The sequence below is a fragment of the Amycolatopsis sp. NPDC051045 genome (genome assembly GCF_040682955.1).
Taxonomy (GTDB): Bacteria; Actinomycetota; Actinomycetes; order Mycobacteriales; family Pseudonocardiaceae; genus Amycolatopsis.
In genome coordinates this window covers 298567-317196 of sequence record NZ_JBFBCC010000008.1, presented here as the reverse complement: position 1 = coordinate 317196, position 18630 = coordinate 298567, and the positions used below count along the sequence as shown (strand labels likewise).

Below are 18630 nucleotides of genomic sequence, written 5' to 3'. Positions count from 1 at the left end.
GTCAGCGTCCTTCCGGTCGGGGTTCATCCTGCCGACGAACGGACCCGCCCGCGACCGACACCACCTCCGAGATTCTTCGCGTGAGGTAGGTGCGTTCGGCTTCGGTGCCGGCGAGGTCGCGGGCTTTCCCGTACCAGTGTGCGGCTTCGGTGTGGCGGCCGAGACGGCGCAGGAAGTCGGCGCGGGTGGCGGGCAGCAGGTGGTAGCCCTCGAGCGTCAGTGCGTCGAGGAGGGCGAGCCCGGCCGCCGGGCCGTCGGCCATGCCGACCGCGATGGCGCGGTTGAGGTCGACGACGGCACTGGGGACGTGTTTGCGCAGCTCGTCGTAGAGGCCGGCGATCTGGGGCCAGTCGGTGTCGGCGGCGCGGGCGGCGGTGGCGTGGCAGGCGGCGATGGCGGCTTGGATCTGGTACGGCCCGGGACGGCGGCGGCGCAGGGCGGTCTCCAGGATGCGGGTGCCTTCGGTGATCGCGGCGGTGTCCCAGCGGGTGCGGTCCTGCTGTTCGAGGGGGACCAGGACGCCGCCGGCGTCGACGCGGGTGGCGCGGCGGGCGTGCTGGAGCAGCATCAGGGCGAGCAGGCCGAGGGCTTCGGGTTCGTCGGGCATCAGCCGGGCGAGGACCCGGGCGAGCCGGAGGGCTTCGGCGGCGAGGTCCGGGCGGAGCAGGTCGGGGCCGGCGCTGGCGGAGTAGCCCTCGTTGAACGTCAGGTACAGCACGCCGAGCACGGCGGCGGTGCGTTCGGGCAGCAGGTGCGCGGGCGGGACGCGGTAGGGGATGCGGGCGTGGCGGATCTTGCGCTTCACCCGCACGAGCCGCTGGGACATGGTCGCTTCCGGGACGAGGAAGGCGCGGGCGATCTCGGCGGTGGACAGGCCGGCGAGGGTGCGCAGCGCGAGCGCGACCTGCGCTTCGGTGGCCAGCGCCGGGTGGCAGCAGGTGAAGATGAGCCGCAGCCGGTCGTCGGTGACCCCGCTGTCGTCGGGTTCGGGTTCGTCGTGGATGGGCACGAGGGCGGCCTCCCGGAGCTTGGCGGCGCCGACGGCGTCGCGGCGGAGCCGGTCGGTGGCGCGGTTGCGGGCGGCGGTGGTGAGCCAGGCGCCGGGCCGGGCCGGGACGCCGTCGCGGGGCCAGGTGCGCAGGGCGAGGGCGAAGGCGTCCTGCGCGCACTCCTCGGCGAGGTCCCAGTCGCCGGTGATCCGGATGAGGGTGGCCACGACCTGGCCCCACTCCTCGCGGAACGCTTCGGCGACCGCGGTCTCGACGTCCACCACCCGCTCCTTCCCCACCGGCCGGTCACCTGCCCGACGAACGGGCGGCCCCGGAACCGACACCTACCCGGTCGCTGCCGCGTGAGAGGCGCCGAACCCTTCGGCACGCACCACGATCCGGCCGGCTTCGACGCGGACGGCGGTCTCGGTGGCGTCGCTGACGGCGGTGACGCCGGCGGCCGCGGCGAGTTCGCCGGTGGCGTCGCAGACGATCCGCAGCCGTGGCCGGGCCGGGGGCGCGATCGCCTGGTCGAGGCAGCTGCGCAGGTCGGCGACGGCGAGCCGGGCGAGCGGGGCGAGTTCGCCGGGGTCGCTGGTGACCAAGGCGACGGTGACGTCGGCACCGGCGCGGACGGCCTCTTCGAAGGCGGCGGCGCGGTGCAGGCCGAGGACGGTGACGACGCCGTCGCCGGGGCGCACGGTCTGCCCGGTCAGCAGGTCGGTCGCGGCCGGCGGGTCCCACGGCTGCCCGGCGGGCCGGGCCTGGCTGGTGATCGGCGGCGCGGACGGCCAGTCGTCGGTCAGGTCCAGATCGAGCAGGGCGGCGCACGCGGTGACGAGGTGGAACGGCTCGCCGAAGCCCGGCGCGGCGGCGGCGAGCTGGCTCGCGCCGTGCAGCGTGGTGAGGACGGCTTCGGCGACCCGCACGAGGCGCCGCCCCGGGCGGAGGCGTTCGAGGGCGAGCCCGAGCAGGATCGCCTCGACCCGCATGAGCTGCGCGAACGGCCGGCGGGTGTGGTCGTCGGCGAGGATTTCCGGGAGCAGGTCGCGGGCGAGCCGGGCGTCCTGGCCGTCGCTGTCGGTGGCCAGCGGGAGCCGCGCGACCCAGGCGCGGGCGAAGGCGGCCAGCGCGTCGGCGGCGCCGGGGTGCGGTGGTGGGGTGGCGGGCCGGGGTGCGCGTTCGGCGAGGTCGGCCAGGACGGCGAAGTACAGGGCTCGTTTGCCGGGGAAGTTGGAGTAGACCGCGCCGCGGGTGAGTTCGGCGCGTTCGGCGATGACGTCGATCTTCGCTTCGCGGAAGCCGCGGCCGGCGAACTCGTCGCGGGCGGCGGCGAGCACCTTCGCGCGGTTGCGCTCCTGGGTCTCCGCCCTGCTGAGCCTGACCATCGTCCTCCTTGCCGTGGGGTCGGGAGCCAAGATACCGTGACCACTGAGATGATCTGAACATCTGATTTTAACATCTGGAGTGGTGGATGACCCCCGAGATCGACTTGACCGACCTGAAGGTGCTGACCGACCCGTTCACCGCCTACGACCGGGCGCGGGAAGTGAGCGCGGTGGCCAAACTGGTCATCCCCGGTTTCGGCCCGTTCTGGGCCCTGACCCGCTACGCCGAAGCGCGCGCGATGCTGGCCGACCCCCGCTTCGAGGTGAACTCCGGCAGCTTCATGCGCCCGCCCGGCGTTCCCGAGCACTGCCAGGAGTACTTGCGGACGATGGCCGAGCAGGACGGGCCGGAGCACCTGCGGCTGCGGCGGCTGGTGGCGCCGGCGTTCACGCCGAAGCGGGCCGCGCAGCTGCGGCCGCGGCTGGTGGCGATCACCGAGCGGCTGCTCGACGAGCTGCCCGGGCACGCCGAAGACGGCGTGGTCGACTTGGTGCCGCACTTCGCGCGGCCGCTGCCGATCGACGTCATCTGCGAGCTGGTCGGCATTCCCGAAGCCGACCGGCCCCGCTGGCGGGGATACGGTGCCGCGGTGGCCGGCGGGCTGGGCCCCGACTTCGCCGAGGCGATCCCGGCGATCATCGAGGGCGCCAAGGAGGCGGTGGCGCGCAGCCGGATCGAGCCGGGGGACGACCTCATCGGCGACCTGGTGCGGGCCCAGGCCGAGGACGGTGACCGGCTCACCGACACCGAGCTGATCACCGTGGTCTGGCACCTGGTCCTGGGCGGGCAGACGCCGGTGAACCTCATCGCCAACTCCGTCGAAGCTCTGCTCGGGCACCCCGGGCAGCTGGCCGCGCTGCGGGCGGATCCGGCGCTGTGGCCGGGGGCGGTCGAGGAGCTGATGCGCTGGTGCAGCCCGCAGCTGCTGACCACGCCGCGGTTCGCGCGCGAAGACGTCGAGATCGACGGGCAGCTGATCCGGAAGGGCGAGCGGGTGACGGCGGCGATGGTGGCCGCCGACCGCGACCCGCGCGCGTTCACCGATCCGGACCGCTTCGACATCACCCGTTCGGGGCCGGCGCAGCTCGGGTTCTCGTACGGGCCGCACTTCTGCCTGGGCGCCTCGATCTCGCGGGTGCAGACCGAAGTGGCGTTGTCGTCGCTGTTCGCCCGCTTCCCCGGCCTGACCTTGGCCGGGGACGTTCCCCGGGCACCGGACGGCGGGACCTGGCGGCCGGCCGCGCTGTTGCTGAAGCTCTGACCTCAGCCCGGGTCGCGGGTGCCGACCAGTGCTTCGATGCCGTCGAGGACGCGGGCGAGGCCGAAGCGGAAGGTGTAGGCCGGGTCTTCGGCGGCGTTGTGGAACTGGCCCGCGGCCTGGCCGACGCGGGAGGAGATCGGGTAGTGCGCCGCGTCGGCGGCCGGGATGCCGGCCAGGACCGGCGCGGCGCGTTCCCACCACTGGGCGTCGGTCATGCCGCTGGTGCGGATCAGGCGGGCGTTGTCGAGTGAGCTGCGCGCGGTGGCCCGGACCAGGCCCGTGACGAGGCTGACCACGGCGTCCATCTCGACGTCGCCGAGGCCGATGCCTTCGACCGCGCGCAGCTCGTGCTCGTACTTCGCGAAGCTGTGGGGGCCCAGCGCCGAGCGGCTGGTGGTGACCTGCAGCAGCCAGGGGTGGCGGTGCAGCAGCGCCCACTGGTCTTCGGCGATCGCGGTCAGCGCCGCGCGCCAGCCGAGCCCTTCGGTCGGGGCCGGCAGCTCGCCGTGGGCGTGGTCGATCATCAGGTCCAGCAGCTCGGCCCGGCCCGGCACGTAGGTGTAGAGCGACATGGGGGAGACGCCGAGCTGCTCGGCGACCCGGCGGATGGTGACGGCCTCGATGCCGTCGGCGTCGGCCAGCCGCACGGCCGTCTTGACGACGTCGGGGGTGGCCAGTTTCGGTTTGGGGCCGCGGCGCGGGGGTGCCGAGACGCCCCAGAGCAGCTCGATCGCCCGCCGCGGGTCGCCGTCGCCGTTGTCCTGCGTGCTCACGCCGGCCATTCTGCCCACCTGAATTCCGTACGACGTACAGAGTTGTGCTAACCTGTTCTTCGTACAAGGTACAGAGTTAGGGGCAGGATGACTCCGCAGATCCACGCCGAGGGACTTCGCAAGCGCTACGGCGACGCGTACGCCCTCGAGGGGTTCGATCTCTCCGTCCCGGCCGGCACCCTGTGCGGCCTGCTGGGACCCAACGGCGCGGGCAAGACGACGGCGGTCCGCGTGCTGTCGACGCTGCTGCGCCACGACAGCGGCGTCGCGCGGGTGGCCGGGTTCGACGTCGCCACCGAATCGGCGAAAGTGCGCTCGGCGATCGGGCTGGTCGGGCAGCAGGCCGCCGTCGACGAGATCCTGTCCGGGCGGCAGAACCTGATCCTCTTCGGACGGCTGCACCACCTGGGCCGCCGGGAGGCTGCCCGCCGCGCCGACGACCTGCTCGAACGGTTCGGCCTGGCCGATACCGGGCCGAAGCCGGTGTCGGCCTACTCGGGCGGGATGCGGCGGCGCCTGGACCTGGCCGCCTCGCTCCTGGCGGCCCCGCGGGTGCTGTTCCTCGACGAGCCGACGACCGGGCTGGATCCTCGCAGCCGCAACGAGGTCTGGCGGGCGGTGCGGTCGCTGGTCGCGGACGGGACAACGGTGCTGCTCACGACGCAATACCTGGAGGAGGCCGATCAGCTGGCCGACCGGATTTCCCTCGTCGAGCACGGCCGGGTGATCGCCGAAGGCACCCCGGCCGAGCTGAAGGGCTCGCTCGGGGCGACCCGGATCGAGCTGGTGCTGACCGATCCGGACGCGCTCGGCGCGGCGGCGGGGCTGCTCGCCCGGGTCACCGGGGCCGAGCCGGTCACCGAACAGCTGCGGGTGAGCGCGGCCGCGCCGGACGAGGCGTCGGTGCTCACCGACGTCGTCCGCGAGGTGGCGGCGGCCGGGCTGGCCGTGGCGGACGTGGCGCTGCGGCGCCCGACGCTGGACGAAGTGTTCCTGCAGCTGACCGGCCAGGCGGAGGGGGCGCGATGAGGTGGGCGATCGAGGACGGCTGGACGTTGACCCAGCGCTATCTGGCGCAGCTGGCGCGGCGCCCGGCCCGGCTGGCCACGGTGGTGGCCTTCCCGATCCTGATGGTGCTGATCTTCGCCTACCTGCTCGGTGGCGGGATGAGCGTGCCCGGTGGCGGGTCCTACCGCGAGTTCCTGATGCCGGGGATGTTCGCGATGACGATGGCGTTCGGGCTGTCGGGGACGATGATCGCGGTGCTGGACGACGCCGCCAAGGGCGTCACCGACCGGTTCCGGTCGCTGCCGATGGCGCCGTCGGCGGTGCTGACCGGGCGGGTGGCGGCGGACCTGGTGAACGCGGTGCTCGCGCTGGCGGTGCTGCTCGGCTGCGGGTACGCCGTCGGCTGGCGGCCGCACGGCAGCCTGGGCGAAACCCTGGCGGCGCTCGGTCTGCTGCTCCTGCTGCGGACCGCGCTGGTGTGGGCCGGGATCTACCTGGGCCTGCTGACTTCCGACCCGTCGATGGTGACGCTCGCGCAGACGCTGGAGTTCCCGTTCGGGTTCCTCTCCAGCGCGTTCGTGGCGACCTCGACGATGCCGGCGTGGCTGGGAACCGTGGCGGAGTGGAACCCGTTGTCCTCCACGGTGACCGCGGCGCGGGTGCTGTTCGGCAACCCCGGCGCGGCCGGGACGTCCTGGGTGAGCGCGCACGCGGTGCCGATGGCGGTGGGGTGGCCGCTGGTGCTGCTGGCGGTGTTCGTGCCGTTGTCGGTGCGCCGATACAGGAGGCTGGGGAACTGAACGTCTACTTCGAACCGGGCGAACCACCGCGGATGGGCCGGCTGGTCCTCGACGGCCGCGCACTGTCCATTCCGGACGCCCTGCCGGAACTGCTGCGCAACGCCGATGCGTTCTGGACCACCGCGGCCAAGGCGGCGCTGCGGCTGGTGGCGGCGGGGCGGCTGCTGCCGGGCGTGACCGAGGCCGGGCACGACGCCTGGCGCGTCGGACCCCTGGAACCGGCGGAAGCCGCGTGGCTGCGGGACCTCGCGGCCGCGAGGCCCCCCGACGAGCGCGCGCCGGGGCCGCTGCTGCGGGCGTTCCTCGACGCCGTCGCCGACTCACTGCCCCGCACGCCCGCCGCGGCGAAGGCGGCCGGGACGCGGTTGTTCGCCGCCGTCGCGCCGCAGCGCGCGGATTCCCTGCGCGACTGGGCGGACGAGCTGGCCGCGGGCCTGGACTCGGGAATCCGGGTGTCGCTGCGGGTGGAGGCGCCCGACGGCTTCGACGCCGGGCGCTTCCGCGCCGTGGTCCAGGTGCACAGCCTCACCGACCCGGGGCAGGTCGCCGACGCGGCGCAGCTGTGGGCGACCGGGCGGTTCGGGCCGCGGGCGCGCATCGACGTCGTGCTGGCCCTGCGCCGCGGTGCCCAGGTGTGGCCGGCGCTGGGCCCGCTGCTGACCTCGGCGGTGCCGGACGAGCTGGCGCTCGGCGAGGACGACGTGACCGAGCTGGTCGCGACCGCGGCCCCGCGGTTGGCGGCGGCCGGGATCGACCTGCACTGGCCGGGGGAGCTGGCGGGGTCGCTGACCGCGCGGGCGGTCGTCCGCGCCGGGGACGCACCGGGTGACCTGCCGTCGTTCTTCGGCGGTGGGCGCGCGTTGGCGTTCGACTGGCAGCTCGCGCTGGGCGGGGAGGTGCTGACCGAGGCCGAGCTGGACGCACTCGCCGAGGCCCGCCGCCCGGTGGTGCGGCTGCGTGAGAAGTGGGTGCTGGTCGACCCGGCACTGGCGGCGAAGGCGCGGGAGCGGGCGCTCAAGCCGCTGACGCCGGTCGACGCCCTCGGGGCGGTGCTGTCCGGGACGACCGAGGTCGACGGCGAGCCGGTCGAGGTCGTCACCGACGGCTGGCTGGCGCGGCTGCGGGAGCGGCTGTCCGCACCGCCGGAGCCGCAGGTCCCGCCGGCGGGGCTGGCCGCGACGCTGCGGGACTACCAGCTGCGGGGACTGCAGTGGCTGGCCACCGTCACCGGGCTCGGCCTCGGCGGTTGCCTCGCCGACGACATGGGCCTGGGCAAGACGGTCACGCTGATCGCGCTGCACCTGCACCGGGCTTCGGGTGCGACCTTGGTGGTGTGCCCGGCTTCCCTGCTGGGCAACTGGGAACGCGAGATCCGCCGGTTCGCCCCCGGCGTGCCGGTGCGGCGCTTCCACGGCAGCGCCCGTTCGCTCGACGGCGTCGAGGACGCCGCCGGGTTCGTCCTGACCACCTACGGCACGCTGCGCACCGATCCGGCGCCGCTGGCCGGGGTGCGCTGGGGGCTGCTGGTCGCCGACGAGGCCCAGCACGTCAAGAACCACCGCTCGGGCACGGCGAAGGCACTGCGGCTGGTGCCGGCGGCGGCCCGGGTGGCGCTGACCGGGACGCCGGTGGAGAACACGCTCTCGGAGCTGTGGGCGATCCTCGACTGGACCGCACCCGGCCTGCTGGGGTCGCTCGGCGAGTTCCGGGCGCGCTGGGCGAAACCGATCGAGGCCGGCGACCCGGGCGCCGCGGACCGCCTGGCCCGGTTGCTGCGGCCGTTCCTGCTGCGGCGCCGCAAGTCCGACCCCGGGATCGCGCCCGAATTGCCGGCGAAGACCGAGACCGACCGGCCGGTGGCGCTCAGCCCGGATCAGGTGGCGCTGTACGAGGCGGTCGTGCGGGAGATGATGGCCGGCATCGCCGAGAGTGACGGCATGGCCCGGCGCGGCCGGATCGTCAAGCTGCTGACCGCGCTCAAGCAGATCTGCAACCACCCGGCGCAGTACCTCAAGGCCCTGTCTCCGCAAGAGGGCGGCGGCCGTTCGGGCAAGGTGGAGCTGCTCGACGAGCTGCTGGACACGATCCTCGCCGAGGGCGGCGCGGTGCTGGTGTTCACCCAGTACGTCGCCATGGCGCGGCTGCTGGAGAAGCACCTGGCCGGCCGTGGGATCGCGACGCAGCTGCTGCACGGCGGCACGCCGGTGGCCCGCCGCGAAGACCTGGTGACCCGCTTCCAGAACGGTGAGGTGCCGGTGTTCCTGTTGTCGCTGAAGGCGGCGGGCACCGGGCTGAACCTCACCCGCGCCGACCACGTCGTGCACTTCGACCGCTGGTGGAACCCGGCGGTGGAGGACCAGGCGACCGACCGGGCGTACCGGATCGGGCAGACCCGGCCGGTGCAGGTGCACCGGCTCGTCGCCGAAGGCACGGTCGAGGACCGGATCGCGGCGATGCTGCGGGAGAAGCGGGCCCTGGCTGACGCGGTGCTGGCCGGCGGCGAGGCCGCGCTCACGGAACTGTCGGACACCGAGCTCGCGGAGCTCGTCGAACTCAGGAGCCGCGGATGAGTGAAGACCGGGTACGCGGATTTCCCGCCTTCGGGGCCGCCGGGGCGCGGGGGCGGTTCGCGAAGTCGTGGTGGGGCCGGGCGTGGCTGAGCGCGATGGAGGACACCGCGCTGGACCTGCGGCAGCTCAAGCAGGGCCGCAAGTACGCCGCGGCCGGGCTGGTCGGGCCGATCACGGTCAGCCCGGGCCGGATCGCGGCGGTGGTCGAGGACGCCGACGGCGGCCCGTACCGGACACAGGTGCGGCTGGCGGAACTGTCCGAACCGGACTGGACCCGGTTCTTCGACCGGGTCGCCTCGCGCGCCGGGCACCTGGCGGCGCTGCTGGACCGGGACATGCCGCACGACCTGGTCGAGGCGGCCGCCGACGCCGGCGTCGACCTGCTGCCCGGGATCGGCGACCTCGACCCCGAGTGCGACTGCCCCGGCTGGGAGCTGCCGTGCCAGCACGCGGCGGCGTTGTCGTTCCAGGTGTCGTGGCTGCTCGACGCGGACCCGTTCGTGCTGCTGCTGATGCGGGGCAAGGGTGAGCGGGAGATCCGCGGCGAACTGGAAAGCCGCACCGCGCCCGGGTCGCTCTCCGAGCCGGTCGCGGCCGGCCGGACGCCGGGTGAGCTGCCCGACCTGGCCGGGTTCGAGCCCGCCGGGGCACCGTCGATCCCGGCGGCGCCGGGAGTGCCCGCCGAGGCGTTCGCGCTGCTGGCCGCCAACGCGGCCGGGCAGGCTCGGACGCTGCTGGCGGGGCAGCCGTGGCCGGGACGGCGGCACGACGCGGTCCGCCTGGCCGCCGAGTTCCCTTCAGCGGCCGGGCGGCTGGGCGAGGGGAGTGGCTTCGAGCGGGCGGTCGCGGCCTGGACGCACGGCGGGCCGGACGGTCTGGACGTCCTCGAATCGCCGTGGACACCGCCGAAAGCGGCACTGGCGGCCGCGCGGACCGCGCTCGCCGACGTCACCGACGAGCAACCGGTGTTCGAACGCAACCACTGCACGGTCGGTGAGGTGCAGCTGCGGCTGGACCACCGCGGCCGGTGGCACCCGTACCGGCTCGAAGGGGACACGTGGTGGCCCGCGGGAGCGCCGGAAACCGATCCGGGTCTGCTGCTGGGGTGAAGGTTCGCGGGGTGTCCGGTCTGCTGCCGGGCGGAAATCCGCCGGGTTGCCCGGTATCCAGGGCGGTACTCGTTGTCTCCTGTCCCCTGACGGCGGGTTCCGCCGGGCCACTGGGGGTGCGGGCGCGCGGGATTGCTTCCGCGCGCCCGCCCGGTTTCCACCGGTGTCCGGCAGTGTCCGGAAAGGCCCGCTGTCGAGCTGGAGGGGGCTTCCGCGCTCCGGGGGCCTCCTCCAGCGTCAGGCCGGAGCTTTCACCGCGTAGTCCTTGACGTGCATGGAATCGTGCATGCGCACACCGCCGGAGTTGAGCTTCGCGATCGCCCGGGTCAGCCCGGCCGGCAGCGCCGAGACGAGCTGGCCGCCGCGCGCCAGGGCCCACACCCCGGCGCGGGAAGCCGGGATCAGGCTCCGGGCCGCGCCAACGGCGAAGGCCCGGCTCTGCCGCACCAGCTCGCCCATTTCCCGTTCGTAGGCGGCGAAGGCGCGTTCGTGGTCGCCGCCCGCCGCGGCCAGCTCGCCGGCCAAGACGTACGCGCCGAGCACGGCGAGGCTGGTGCTGCCGCCGACGGCCGGGCCGGGGCAGTAGCCGGCGTCGCCCACGAGCGTGACGCGCCCGCGTGACCAGGTGTCGAGCTGGAGCTGGGTGATGGAGTCGAAGTAGAACGGGCCTGGACCGTCCAGCTCGGCGAGCCAGCCGTCGACCTGCGGGTGCATCCCGGCGAACGCCTCGCGCAGCAGCTCCTTCTGCCGCGGGACGTCCCGGTGGTGGTAGTCGAGCTCCTCGTCGCGGCGGAACAGGAACACCGCGCGGGCCTCGTCCAAGTGCCGGGCACTGTAGAGCCCCGTCGTGCGGCCGATCCCGAGGTGCATGACGGTCTCGCCGTCGAGGCCGAGGGTGTCCGGCAGGGACAGCACGGCCAGGTACGCCCCGATGAACTTCGTCAGCCCCGCCTCCTCCCCGAACACCAGGCGCCGCACGTTCGAGTGCAGCCCGTCGGCGCCGACGACGAGGTCGAACCGGCGCGGCGCGGCGTGCTCGAAGGTGACCTCGCCGTCGGGGGAGATGGCGGTGATCGAGTCGCCGAAGAGGTACTCGACGTCGTCGCGGCCGGCGTCGTAGTAGATCTCGCTGAGGTCGTCGCGCATGACCTCGACGTGCCGGTCCGACGTGGCCTGGAAGATCTTCGCCAGGTCGATCCGCACGGGCCGCCGTGCTCCCTGCCGGTGCAGCGTCAACCGGGTCGTGCCGGTGGCGAGGGCCTCGACCCGGGGCAGCACGCCCATCCGGTCGGTGATGTCCATGGCGGGCCGGAACAGGTCGACGGCGTGGCCGCCGGTTTTGCGCAGCGCCGGCGCACGCTCGACGACGGTGACGTCGAAGCCGTGCCGGGTGAGCCAGTACGCCAGCACCGGACCCGCGATGCTGGCGCCGGAGATGAGAATCCGCATGAGTACCTCCCTGACTTAACGGTAGGTAAGTTGTACCACGGCTCCTTACCTATCGTTAAGTCAGTTATGCTGGGGCCGTGCCGAAACCCTCCGACACCAAGCAGCGCATCCTCGACGTCGCCCGCGACCTGTTCGCGACCCAGGGGGTGCAGCGCACCAGCCTCCAGGACATCGCCGACCGGCTGGGCATCACCAAACCCGCGCTCTACTACCACTTCCCGTCGCGGGAGGACCTGGTGCGCAGCATCATCCAGCCACTGCTCGACGACGGCGAGGAATTCCTCCTCACCCAGGAGGCCCGCGGCGACGCACCGGCGCGCGAGCTGATCGAGGGTTTCTTCGACTTCAACTACCGGCACCGCGCGCCCGTCCTCATGCTGCTGGCCGAAATGCCGACACTGGCCGACCTCGGGCTCATCGACCGGGTCCTGGGCTGGCGCACCCGGCTGACCAGCCTGATCTGCGGTCCTTCGCCGACTCTCGAACAGCAGGCCAGGGCGATCCTCGCGCTGGGCGGCCTCCAGGACGTCTGCATGCAGTTCCCCGACGCTCCCGTCGAGGAACTCAAGGCCGCCGCCGTCGCCGGGGCCCTCGACGCGCTCGGCCGCTGAGACTTCTCCGGCCGCGCGTGTCGAAAACGCGCCGGCAGCTCCGTCCCCGGGACAGCAAGCGACCACGTCCGGAGAAGGAGACCACCATGCAGCCGAACGAAGTCACCGAGGTGCTCGACCAGCCGCTCAGCCGCGAACTGCTGAACCGCGACCTGACCCGGCTCGCCTACGTCGCCCAGGACGGCACTCCGCGCTCGATCCCGATCGCGTTCACCTGGAACGGCTCGCAGATCGTCCTGTGCACGACGAAGAACGCCCCGAAACTGCCGTCCCTGCGCGCCAACCCCGCGGTCGCCCTCACCATCGACACCGAGGTGCACCCGCCCAAGATCCTCCTCCTGCGCGGCCGCGCCGAGCTGGACGCCCTCGACGGCATCCCGGAGGAGTACCTGCAGGTGAACGGCAGCTACCAGATGACCCCCGAGCAGCGCGTCGAGTGGGAACGGGAGGTCCGCTCGCTCTACGACGGCATGGTCCGGATCGTCGTCACCCCGACGTGGGCGAAGCTGATCGACTTCGAGAACACCTTGCCCAGCGCGGTCGAAGAGCTGGTCAAGCAGCGGGCCGAACGCGTGGCCTAACGGACCGCGGCCCGCTCGAGGATCGCTCCCGTGTCGACGCCGGCCGGGAGCGTGCCGAACGCGATGCCCCAGTCCCCGCCGAAGCGGGACGCGCAGAACGCATCGGCGACCGCCGGGTGACCGTGGCGCACCAGCAGCGATCCCTGCAGCACCAGCGCCATCGCCTCCACCAGCCGCCGCGCCCGGTACTCGATGCCACCGGTGTCGGTCAGCTCCTTACGGATCCGGTCGACGGCGTCGTCCAGCCGGGCGTCCCCGCCCGCGGCCCGCTCGACCTCGGCGAAGAACGCCGCCACCGACTCCGGCTGCTTGCCCATCGCCCGCAGCGCGTCCAACGCGGCGACGTTGCCCGAGCCCTCCCAGATCGACGACAGCGGCGCCTCCCGGTACAGCCGCGGCATGCCCGACTCCTCGACGTACCCGTTGCCGCCGAAGCACTCCAGGGCCTCCGCCGCGTGCGCCGGCGCCCGCTTGCACACCCAGTACTTCGACACCGCGAGCCCGAGCCGCCGGAACGCCTGCTCGTGGGCATCGCCGCGCCGGTCGCCCGCCGCGGCCAGCCGCATCGCCACCGTCGTCGCCGCCTCCGACTCGATCACCAGGTCGGCCAGGACGTTCGCCATCAGCGGCTGGTCCACCAGCGCCCCGCCGAACGCACGTCGGTGGGTCGCGTGGTGCACCGCGCGCACCGCACCCAGCCGCATCCCGGACGCACTGCCCAGCGTGCAGTCCAGCCGGGTGTTGTTGACCATCTCGATGATCGTGCGGACCCCGCGGCCCTCCTCGCCGACCAGCCAGCCCACGGCGTCGTCGTACTCGATCTCCGACGACGCGTTCGACCGGTTGCCGAGCTTGTCCTTCAGCCGCTGCAGCCGGATCGGGTTGCGCGAGCCGTCCGGCAGGACCCGGGGGAGCAGGAAGCACGAAAGGCCGCCAGGCGCCTGCGCCAGCGTCAGGAACAGGTCCGACATCGGCGCCGAGGTGAACCACTTGTGCCCGACCAGGGTGTAGCTGCCGTCGGCACTCGGGGTCGCCGTCGTCGTGTTGGCCCGGACGTCCGAACCGCCCTGCTTCTCGGTCATCGACATGCCCGCGATCAGCCCGCGCTTGGTGCCCGGCTCGCGCAGCCCGAAGTCGTACTCGGTCGCCGCCAGCAGCGGCTCGTACCGCGCCGCCAGCTCCGGGTTCGCCCGCAACGCCGGGACCGCCGCGTACGTCATCGAAATCGGGCAGCTGTGCCCGGCCTCCACCTGCCCCCAAACGTAGAACTTCGCCGCCCGCGCCGCGTGCGCGCCGACGCGGGAGTCCCGCCAGGGCGTGCCGTGCAGCCCGTGCGACACCGCGACCGTCATCAGCTCGTGCCAGTACGGGTGGAACTCCACCTCGTCGATCCGGTGGCCGTACCGGTCGTGCGTGCGCAGCACCGGCTCGTTCTCGTTGACCAGCCGGCCCCACTCCTGCGCCTGCTCGCTCCCCGCCAGCCGGCCCAGCTCGTGCAGTTCGCCGGCCGCCCAGCCCGCGCCGGCTCGCTCGAGCCCGGCCAGTAGCGCCGGGTCGTCGGCGACGTCGTGCCCCGCCAGCGGCGGGACCTGGTTGGTGACCTCATGCGTGGCGGGCATCGGAACCTCCTAGAGCGCGGACGACGAACGTGCGGAGCTCGGCCACGTCACCGGCGTTGCCGCTGGTCAACGGGCCGATCAGAACCTCGGCGGCGGCACCCACCAGCGCCGCCGCGGTGAGCCGGCCGTCCTGCGCCGGCAGCGCGCCCGCCCGCACCCCGGCGGCGACGTGCTCGGCGACGACCTCGGTGAACGCCCGCCGGAACTCCAGCCGCTCGGCGTCGATCAGCGCGTCGACCGGCTCGGCGAGCAGCGCATAAGCCTGCCGCGGGGCCTTGAGCGCTCGTTGGGCGAACGTTTCGAACACGGCCAGCACCCGCTCGACGGGCTCGTCCTCCCCGCCGGCCGCGGCTCGGACCGCTTCGACTTCCCGCGTCACCACCTGCCGGAACACGTGGACCACCAGCTCGGCCTTGGTGGGGAAGTGGCGGTAGACGCTGCCGACGGCCACCCCGGCGCCCTCGGCGACCGCGGCGACGGAACACCCGCCGTAGCCGTGCTCGGCCAGCCGGCGCGTCGCCGCGGCGACGATCATCTCGCGCTGGGCGTCGAGGCGTTCCTGCACCTTCGCGGTGCGGCGGTAGGGCACGGCAAGAAGTGAAGCACTGATTCACTCCTTCAGTCAACGCTCCAGCAGCCGCTTCGCGCCCCGCACCTCGGCCTCGACGTCGGCCCGCAGCTTCCGCCGCAACACCGGCTCCACCAGCCGGCGCAGGGGAGCGGCGAACCCGAACGCGATCCGCCGACGCACCCGGATCCCCCCGTCCACCGGCACGCACTCGAACTGCGCCTCGAACGTCGAGACCCGGCGCGCGAGCCGGTTCTCCGGCCGGTCGGGCAGCCGCACCTCGACCCGCCGGCCCGGGGTCAGCGTCATCCGGGACACCACCTTCGGCCCGCGCCCCAGCCCGGGCAGCACCGAGCGGAACCGGAACTCGGTGACGTCGCCCTCCCGGTGCACCCAGTCGATCCGGCCCAGCTTGCGGTCGACCTCCGCGTACCGCCGCGGGTCCATGACCAGCGCGAGAAAGGCGTCCGGAGTACACGACACGGTCTCTTCCACGATCACCTCCACCATAGAAAGAGAGTAGTTTCTCACTATGGCTCGGACAACCCCCGGCGTCACCCGCCGCCGCATCCTCGACGAAGCCGTCCACCTCTTCGCCACCCGCGGCTACGACGCCACCTCCGTTGCCGACATCCAGACCGCCTGCGGCCTCCACCCCGGCAGCGGTGCGCTCTACAAGCACTTCCCGTCCAAAGCCGCCCTCCTCGAGGCGGCCGTGCACGACAACCTTTCCCGCCTGGCTGCCCGCACCGCCGAAACCGCGGACGCCCGGCTGCCCGACAACCCGCGCGAAGCCCTGCGCGTGCTCGCCGACGTCGTCTGGACGTTCATGGCCGCCGACCGCGACCTCATCCGCCTGATGATCCGCGAATTCACCGGCTTCCCGGAGCTGTTCGAACGCATGTGGCAAGCCGTCGTCGCCACCGTCTACCGCCGCGGCACCGAATGGATCACCACGCTGCGGGACCAGGGGAGAGCCGACGTCACCGACCCGGAAGCCACCGCGGCGGTACTGGTGGCCTCACTGACCTACTACCCGATCCTCGACGTCCTCATCGGACACACCCCGGGCGACCTCGCCCCGGACCGCTTCCTCGCCGCGTGGACCGACCACGCCCTCGCCACACTGCGGCTCACCTCCGGGTAACCCGGGTCAGCCACCCCGCTTCACCAGCGCCACCAGGTACCGGCAGGGCAGCGACCCCGGGTTCGCGAACACGCAGTCCGCCGCGGCCCCCAGCTGCAGGCAGTCCCCGGCGTCCAGCTCGTGCACCTGCGCACCCTCGTGGAACCGCAGGTGCCCCGCCAGCACCCAGATCTGCTGGTGCAGGAACGCATACGTCCCCGACACCAGCGGCACCTCCACACCCGGCGGCAGCTCCACCTCCACCAGCTCCAGCGGCCGCCCGGCCGCGGGGGAGACCGACCGCCGCCGGTAGCCGGTGTCCGGATCCACCCACACCGGCTGCTCCGCCGCGCGCACCAGCCGCCGCTCGTCACCCTCGGCCCGCGCGATCAGCTCCGACAACGTCAGGCCCAGCGCGGCCGACAGCTTCGCCAGCAACGCCGCCGTCGGCTGCACGTCACCCCGCTCGATCTTGCCGATCATCGCCCGCGAGACCCCCGACCGATCGGCGAGCGCCGCGGCCGACAGACCTCGCGACGTCCGTGCGGCGTGCACGGTGGCGGCCAGGCGAGCAGTCAGAGGATCGGTCATAGCTCTTGATACTATACGAGCCATCGTGGCTACCATAAGAGCCATGATCCGAGAAGCCACCGCTCACGACGCCGCCCACTGTGCCGCTCTCTACGCGCCCTACGTCACCGACACGGTCATCTCCTTCGAGACCGAACCACCCGACGCCGGCGAAATGGCCCGCCGCATCACCGGCGCCCACGCCTGGCTCGTCCTCGAAGACCGCGGAACGATCGCCGGGTACGCCTACGCCAACCGCTTCGCCGAACGCGCCGCCTACCGCTGGTCCTGCGAGACGAGCATCTACCTCGAACAAGGCCGCCGCCGCACCGGCGCGGGACGCGCGCTCTACGAAGCCCTGTTCGAGCGGCTGCGCGAACGCGGGTTCCACCGCGCCTTCGCGGGCATGACCCTGCCGAACGACGCCAGCGCCGGACTGCACCGCGCACTCGGGTTCGAGCCCGCCGGCGTCTACCGCCGCGTCGGCTGGAAGCACGGCGCCTGGCGCGACGTCGCCTGGGTCCAGAAGGACCTTCGTGCAACTGAAGGTTGCACATCCGCGCCGGGCGAGCTAACGTGAAACGCAACCAAACGTTGCACAAGGAGCTCGCATGGAACACGGCACCCTCGAACGGGAAATCCACATCGACGCCACCCCCGACGTCGTCTTCGACGTCATCAGCAGCCCCGGCCACCTCCGCGAATGGTGGCCGGACGAAGCCGAATACCCCGCCGAACCCGGGGGAGCAGGACGCATCGGCTTCGGCGGCTCCTGGGTCCAGTTCACCGTCGTCGACGCCGTCCCCCCGAAACTCTTCTCCTTCCGGTGGACCCACGCCGAAGGCGAGACCGCCGCACCGGGCAACTCCTTCCTCGTCGTCTTCGAACTCGAACCCGCCGGCACCGGAACCCGGCTGCGGATGACCGAAACCGGCTTCCGCGAACGCGGCTGGGACGAAGCCAAGATCGCCGCCGAATACGCCGACCACGGCGCCGGCTGGGACCACTTCCTGCCCCGGCTGCCGGCCTACGCCGCCAAGGTCGGAGCCACCGCGTGAGCACCGCCGTGGACGACGACCTCTGGTCGGCGATCGGCGACCCCACCCGGCGCCGGATGCTCGACCTGCTGCTGAACCAGGGGAGCGGCACGGCGACCAGCCTCAGCGACCACCTCCCCGTGACCCGCCAGGCCGTGGCCAAGCACCTCGCCGTCCTCGACCGCGCCGGCCTCGTGCACGCCCACAGCGCCGGACGCGAAAAACAGTTCCGCGTCGACGAAACCCAGCTCGCCCGCGCCGTCGCCCAGCTCACCGAGGTCGGCAACACCTGGGACGCCCGGCTCCGCCGCATCAAGCGCATCGCCGAAACCATCGAAAGGAAACGGTGAAAATGGACATCCTGCACCGCATCGGCGTCCGGAACGCCACCACGGACAAGGTCTACGACGCGATCGCCACGATCGACGGCCTGGCCGGCTGGTGGACCGAGGAAACCGTGGGGGACACCGAACCCGGCGGCGTCATCACGTTCCGCTTCATCCCGGGCGGGTTCGACATGAAGGTCCTCGAACTCGACCCGGGCCGGCTCGTCCGCTGGGAAGTCGCCGAGGGCCCGCCGGAGTGGATCGGCACGACGATCCGCTGGGAGCTCGAGCAGCGCGACGACTACACGATCGTCCTGTTCAAGCACGAGGACTGGCGCGAGGCGGGCGAGTTCATGCACCACTGCAGCACCAAGTGGGCCAGTTATCTCCTCAGCCTCAAGCAGCTCGTCGAAACCGGGGAGGGGGCCCCGAGCCCGCGGGACGTGCAGATCAGCGACTGGCATTGACGTTACTTGACATAATGTACATTATCGGCACTTGGTGACCTGCTGCGGCGAGGGCCGAGAGGGGCCTCGAAGTGACCCGGGGTGCCAGGGAGGGTTGTTTCGGGAGAACCGCTCATCCGCTGGGTGTGCAGGCGGCAAACCCCTCCGATGGCCGCCGGGCCGCCCGGGGTCCGACGAGATGGCACCTAAGAGCGCCGGGCGGCGTCCCCTGGAGTCGTGATTCCGACATCCGGTCACCCGACCTTAAAACGTCACGGTGACGAAATGGCGTCGGGGAATCCGGCCTTGAGGTGTGGAACATCGTGGTGGACACCTCGGATCCGGGACGCATCCTCCCAGGGCTCGCCTGAGACGCCCCGGCGAGCGGTCGAACACCT

General features: G+C 72.8%; 20 protein-coding genes. 12 read left to right on the top strand and 8 right to left on the bottom strand.

The window, feature by feature from the left end:
• Window position 1: 1 nt before the first annotated feature.
• On the bottom strand, window positions 2-1270 hold the full coding sequence (locus AB0M80_RS21465) for a sigma-70 family RNA polymerase sigma factor (protein WP_364567416.1): 1269 nt from the start codon (window positions 1268-1270) through the stop codon (window positions 2-4).
• Between the two features lie 63 nt (window positions 1271-1333).
• Window positions 1334-2377 carry a TetR/AcrR family transcriptional regulator gene (locus AB0M80_RS21460; protein ID WP_364567413.1) on the bottom strand — a complete coding sequence of 348 codons (1044 nt, stop codon included), beginning with the start codon at window positions 2375-2377 and terminating at the stop codon, window positions 1334-1336.
• A gap of 86 nt (window positions 2378-2463) precedes the next feature.
• Between AB0M80_RS21460 and AB0M80_RS21455 the strand changes: the two genes are divergently transcribed.
• Complete coding sequence (locus tag AB0M80_RS21455; RefSeq protein ID WP_364567410.1) at window positions 2464-3639, top strand: cytochrome P450; 1176 nt, start codon at window positions 2464-2466, stop codon at window positions 3637-3639.
• A gap of 2 nt (window positions 3640-3641) precedes the next feature.
• Here AB0M80_RS21455 and AB0M80_RS21450 read toward each other — a convergent pair whose 3' ends face one another.
• Window positions 3642-4421, bottom strand: coding sequence for a TetR/AcrR family transcriptional regulator (locus AB0M80_RS21450; protein WP_364567407.1), 780 nt, complete (start codon window positions 4419-4421; stop codon window positions 3642-3644).
• Window positions 4422-4499: 78 nt separating this feature from the next.
• Here AB0M80_RS21450 and AB0M80_RS21445 point away from each other — a divergent pair, with 78 nt between their 5' ends.
• Genes AB0M80_RS21445 through AB0M80_RS21430 form a run of 4 tightly spaced genes read left to right on the top strand, consistent with a single transcriptional unit; the run spans window position 4500 to window position 9899 of the window.
• Entirely contained in the window at window positions 4500-5441 is a 942-nt protein-coding gene (locus tag AB0M80_RS21445) for an ATP-binding cassette domain-containing protein (protein WP_364567404.1), read from the top strand.
• The gene (locus tag AB0M80_RS21440) at window positions 5438-6220 is read left to right on the top strand and encodes an ABC transporter permease (protein ID WP_364567401.1); all 783 of its coding nucleotides are present in this window, start codon (window positions 5438-5440) and stop codon (window positions 6218-6220) included. The genes AB0M80_RS21445 and AB0M80_RS21440 overlap by 4 nt, the downstream gene beginning before the upstream one ends.
• Window positions 6221-6252: 32 nt before the next feature.
• Window positions 6253-8790, top strand: a complete 2538-nt coding sequence (locus tag AB0M80_RS21435) for a DEAD/DEAH box helicase (protein ID WP_364567398.1) — start codon at window positions 6253-6255, stop codon at window positions 8788-8790.
• Window positions 8787-9899, top strand: a complete 1113-nt coding sequence (locus AB0M80_RS21430) for an SWIM zinc finger family protein (protein ID WP_364567395.1) — start codon at window positions 8787-8789, stop codon at window positions 9897-9899. The genes AB0M80_RS21435 and AB0M80_RS21430 overlap by 4 nt, the downstream gene beginning before the upstream one ends.
• Window positions 9900-10136: 237 nt before the next feature.
• Here the strand turns inward: AB0M80_RS21430 and AB0M80_RS21425 are convergent, their stop codons facing one another.
• Window positions 10137-11348, bottom strand: a complete 1212-nt coding sequence (locus AB0M80_RS21425) for an FAD-dependent monooxygenase (RefSeq protein ID WP_364567392.1) — start codon at window positions 11346-11348, stop codon at window positions 10137-10139.
• A 77-nt stretch (window positions 11349-11425) separates the two neighbouring features.
• Between AB0M80_RS21425 and AB0M80_RS21420 the strand changes: the two genes are divergently transcribed.
• The gene (locus AB0M80_RS21420; protein ID WP_364567389.1) at window positions 11426-11959 is read left to right on the top strand and encodes a helix-turn-helix domain-containing protein; all 534 of its coding nucleotides are present in this window, start codon (window positions 11426-11428) and stop codon (window positions 11957-11959) included.
• Window positions 11960-12045: 86 nt separating this feature from the next.
• The gene (locus tag AB0M80_RS21415; protein ID WP_364567386.1) at window positions 12046-12540 is read left to right on the top strand and encodes a pyridoxamine 5'-phosphate oxidase family protein; all 495 of its coding nucleotides are present in this window, start codon (window positions 12046-12048) and stop codon (window positions 12538-12540) included.
• On the opposite strand, the gene AB0M80_RS21410 is transcribed toward AB0M80_RS21415, so the two are convergent.
• Genes AB0M80_RS21410 through AB0M80_RS21400 form a run of 3 tightly spaced genes read right to left on the bottom strand, consistent with a single transcriptional unit; the run spans window position 12537 to window position 15237 of the window.
• On the bottom strand, window positions 12537-14159 hold the full coding sequence (locus AB0M80_RS21410) for an acyl-CoA dehydrogenase family protein (RefSeq protein WP_364567384.1): 1623 nt from the start codon (window positions 14157-14159) through the stop codon (window positions 12537-12539). The genes AB0M80_RS21415 and AB0M80_RS21410 overlap by 4 nt on opposite strands.
• Entirely contained in the window at window positions 14143-14748 is a 606-nt protein-coding gene (locus AB0M80_RS21405; RefSeq protein ID WP_364567382.1) for a TetR/AcrR family transcriptional regulator, read from the bottom strand. The genes AB0M80_RS21410 and AB0M80_RS21405 overlap by 17 nt, the downstream gene beginning before the upstream one ends.
• A 33-nt stretch (window positions 14749-14781) precedes the next feature.
• Window positions 14782-15237: an SRPBCC family protein gene (locus AB0M80_RS21400; protein WP_364567380.1), complete on the bottom strand. Its 456-nt coding sequence runs from the start codon at window positions 15235-15237 to the stop codon at window positions 14782-14784.
• A gap of 22 nt (window positions 15238-15259) precedes the next feature.
• On the opposite strand from AB0M80_RS21400, the gene AB0M80_RS21395 reads away from it, so the two are divergent.
• Complete coding sequence (locus AB0M80_RS21395; RefSeq protein ID WP_364567377.1) at window positions 15260-15874, top strand: TetR/AcrR family transcriptional regulator; 615 nt, start codon at window positions 15260-15262, stop codon at window positions 15872-15874.
• Between the two features lie 6 nt (window positions 15875-15880).
• On the opposite strand, the gene AB0M80_RS21390 is transcribed toward AB0M80_RS21395, so the two are convergent.
• The gene (locus AB0M80_RS21390) at window positions 15881-16444 is read right to left on the bottom strand and encodes an XRE family transcriptional regulator (RefSeq protein WP_364567374.1); all 564 of its coding nucleotides are present in this window, start codon (window positions 16442-16444) and stop codon (window positions 15881-15883) included.
• A 43-nt stretch (window positions 16445-16487) separates the two neighbouring features.
• Here AB0M80_RS21390 and AB0M80_RS21385 point away from each other — a divergent pair, with 43 nt between their 5' ends.
• The 4 genes from AB0M80_RS21385 to AB0M80_RS21370 are packed head-to-tail and all read left to right on the top strand — an operon-like array spanning window position 16488 to window position 18253.
• On the top strand, window positions 16488-17003 hold the full coding sequence (locus AB0M80_RS21385; protein WP_364567372.1) for an N-acetyltransferase family protein: 516 nt from the start codon (window positions 16488-16490) through the stop codon (window positions 17001-17003).
• 31 nt (window positions 17004-17034) lie between these two features.
• The gene (locus AB0M80_RS21380) at window positions 17035-17481 is read left to right on the top strand and encodes an SRPBCC domain-containing protein (protein WP_364567370.1); all 447 of its coding nucleotides are present in this window, start codon (window positions 17035-17037) and stop codon (window positions 17479-17481) included.
• The gene (locus tag AB0M80_RS21375) at window positions 17478-17810 is read left to right on the top strand and encodes a metalloregulator ArsR/SmtB family transcription factor (RefSeq protein WP_364567367.1); all 333 of its coding nucleotides are present in this window, start codon (window positions 17478-17480) and stop codon (window positions 17808-17810) included. Before AB0M80_RS21380 ends, AB0M80_RS21375 begins: the two co-directional genes overlap by 4 nt.
• Window positions 17811-17812: 2 nt before the next feature.
• Entirely contained in the window at window positions 17813-18253 is a 441-nt protein-coding gene (locus tag AB0M80_RS21370; protein WP_364567365.1) for an SRPBCC domain-containing protein, read from the top strand.
• Window positions 18254-18630: the final 377 nt, after the last annotated feature.